The sequence below is a fragment of the Peribacillus sp. NPDC058002 genome, from assembly GCF_042886655.1.
Lineage (GTDB): Bacteria > Bacillota > Bacilli > Bacillales > DSM-1321 > Peribacillus > Peribacillus aracenensis.
On sequence record NZ_JBHVQU010000335.1, the window covers coordinates 1 to 3,177 of the forward strand.

The window sequence follows — 3,177 nt, forward strand, 5'->3', positions numbered from 1 at the left end:
TCCTTAAACTGGCTAATGAACGGACCTATGCTGCCAACTTTCATAAGCTTTTTCTCAAAGCCATTTAGAATAGTCTCTTTTCCCTCTTCGGTGTATGAATATAGTTGATATTTTGTCAATTGCTGTTCAACGCTCTCAATAGTGAACGTTTTATTATATAATTCAGAGGATTCGAGGAAACTTTGAATGCTGTCTATAGACGAATGAATATCTGAATACTGCTGTTCCTGTCTTTGGTCAATGGAGTAACCAGCTGCTACAAATAAATCAGCGATAGGAATATCAAGACAGTCGGCAAATTTTTGCAAATGCTCTGGATTTGCTCTTCGCTTACCATTAATAATCCGTGAGATGGTTGCTGTATCAATGTTAGTTAACTCACTAAGTTTTCTCATTGATAATGAGCGTTCCTTCAGTAATTCTTTTAACAGCAAACCAAGTTTACTAGTTTTTGGTTTATCATCTGACATACTCTTCCCTCCCATATCGGACTTCGAAATTTATCTAGTTTTACAAATGAGGATACGATTCTACTCAAGCATTTTTATAGAGTAATAAAGAAAGTGTTCTTGTGGAATATACCTAAGTGTTGACATTTTGTCAATGGAAAATGGTTATTTGGTAAATATTAAAAGAATGTTCTAATAGCAATTATTAAAATAATGATCCCGCTAATGAATGTTCCGAATTCACCTAGTGTAAAAGAGCCAATACGAACGGAAGCTAATTTATGCCCTAACCTAACTCCTGCCCAAACACTGATAATACTACCAATGGCCGCTGTTAGTGAAATAGCAAGTGGTGAAAGCCCAAGTAAACCGGCCCCTAAGCCGTTGGTAAGGGCATTCGCTGATAAGGCTACCCCAAGAATCACAGCTTCCCCCCAGCCAATTTCACCTGAGTTATCGACATCAGCAGCTTCAGGATTTTTAAAAACCCCTTTCATGCTTGGAGATGGGTTGCTATGGTCATGGCTTACGACTACTTTCTTATTACGTGGTGTAGCTAATAAAATAATTCTTATACCTATAATAATTAGAAAGAGCGCTCCAATAATCATTGGGAACATACCTGGCAAAATCTTGGAAAGCCAAACTCCAAAGGAAATTCCCGTTATACTCATAAGAAAACATATAAACCCAATCAAAAAGTTGGCACCTAAGCCTATCCGTATTTTGCGAATTCCATAAGAAATACTTACTCCTAAATTATCGACACTGGATGAAACAGCAAAAGCCAAGATGATTAGCCAAGACACATTAGTTCACTCCTAATTTTTTTACATTATATTGATCAAATTGACTAAATGTGCTTATTTATTTCTAAAGTGTTGATAAAAAGTCAACAAACTCTGCTAGTTTAACTAGTAAACTAAGCAGGAGTAAATTCATTAATGAATGCCTTATATGCTTTTCGGGAAATGAATGATACTGGGAAAAGAAAATTACCTAAACATGCGCTACTGGATTTTTTACCAAAACGCTGGAAAAAACACACGTTTATGATGATGAAGGCAATATTAATAGCTCTTATTAGGAGAAATTGCTGCTCTAAATGAGCTTAGAAATCATATCCGTTCAGGGGATGTATAGGTTATAGGGGGGCGATTACATCATAATTTTGATGAGTATTAAGCTTCGAGTGAAGAATGGGAAACAGCGAAAGTGAATGGGACAACCGTTTTCGTTTATCGATGAGTTTATCTTTAGCAAAGCGTCTTACATGGGTTTAAAATAATTTGGGTTCACATGAGGGCATTAATATTAATAAATCTAAATCACATGATGATCGTTTAGAAAAAGATACCCCTGAAGATGCAAGCTCATATACCTTATCGCGTTATAATCGGTTACCTCGCATTCAACCTTTAGATTTACTGATAGAAGTGGCTGGATAGACAGGGTTTGCTGAAGCATTTGTTCATGCAACTGTAAATCGTGCTCCAAAAGGAATAGAAAGAGTAGTTACCATAATATAATTATGGTAACTACTATATGAGTCATTTTTATTCATTTTTGAGATCATATGATTTATTAGTTGTTCAAAAAGGACTAATGACATGGTTCATGCTCTATATCGCAAAGTAAATATGGAGAAATAATAAAAAACAAAGTGATTACTTATGATGGCCTTGGTGCAGGTAAATCACCATACTTTATAAAACATGCAAACTATGTTGAAGATGTATTGGCACTAATGGATTACCTATAACTTAATCAGGCAACGATTGCAGGCCATTCCACCCGGGACAGATTGTCCTCCATATAGATAAGTTGCCAGTGCTTGCCCTTCATTCACCAACATATCAAATCGTTATCGATAGTCCGTACAAAAACCACATTGTTCGAATGCTCAGGCATCATTGCGGGCGCATGCGTAAGTGGCCCGCTGATTTCTGGATGAAATGACCTCAGCAATGGAACGATTAGGTGAATTGAATTACAAAGCTTTATTTATTATCGGCAAAAAGGACTTGGCAGATAATTTTCGAGTTGCCGATTGTTTTCGTAGGCCAGCATCAGGGAAGTGGTTGAAGTGAAGGCAGAAGCAATCATCTTGGAGATACCAAATAAGCAGCTTGAATATATAGTCAATGGTGCCATTAATAATATATACAAAAACGTGGAAGTCCATCGGTTCTATCTGCACTTGCAAACTCAGCCAGGGGCTGATGAAGAGTTGATTAAATACAGCCATCTCCTTATTGAGGAAACACTAACAGTTTGAGTTGCCATGCAAAAGATTTGAATTAATGGGAGAAAAGGAGCCGAGGAAACAATCGTTATATTTTTCATCTGTGCTCCGAGGAATTATTTTGATGATATCTACCTATCCACAGCAGTTTCCAATAGAATAAATGAAGAAGTAAATTATAAGGGAGTTTTGTAACTGTTCTAACGTTTAATAGGGCTTATCTTGAATAAAGTTTAAACAAGGATCTTCACAATCGGGCTCTTTTCTGGAGTGAAAAATGCGCTCTATTCACAGCTAAGTGTTCATAACAAATAACCAGATAATATCTTGGTGGGGTATTAGCTGGTTTTATCTCCGATTAAAATGTTGCAAACTATGACACTTTCTCTCAGCGCAAGTATTTGTTACAATTTTCCCATTCGGCATGGTATGATAAAATCATTTATTTTCAAAGGACTTTCCAAATGCAAGCAAGTACATCAC

At 36.4% G+C, this 3,177-nt stretch carries 3 protein-coding genes; 1 reads left to right on the forward strand and 2 read right to left on the reverse strand.

Going from position 1 to position 3,177, the window contains the following annotated elements; translation table 11 throughout:
* Together ACFVSH_RS24585 and ytaF are read right to left on the reverse strand one after the other, a co-directional pair.
* On the reverse strand, positions 1 to 470 hold a 470-nt coding region (locus tag ACFVSH_RS24585; protein WP_387708357.1), incomplete at its 3' end, for a helix-turn-helix domain-containing protein.
* Between the two features lie 158 nt (positions 471 to 628).
* Positions 629 to 1,258, reverse strand: a complete 630-nt coding sequence (gene ytaF / locus ACFVSH_RS24590) for a sporulation membrane protein YtaF (protein ID WP_387708359.1) — start codon at positions 1,256 to 1,258, stop codon at positions 629 to 631.
* Between the two features lie 1,277 nt (positions 1,259 to 2,535).
* On the opposite strand from ytaF, the gene ACFVSH_RS24595 reads away from it, so the two are divergent.
* Complete coding sequence (locus tag ACFVSH_RS24595) at positions 2,536 to 2,727, forward strand: hypothetical protein (RefSeq protein ID WP_387598747.1); 192 nt, start codon at positions 2,536 to 2,538, stop codon at positions 2,725 to 2,727.
* Positions 2,728 to 3,177: the final 450 nt, after the last annotated feature.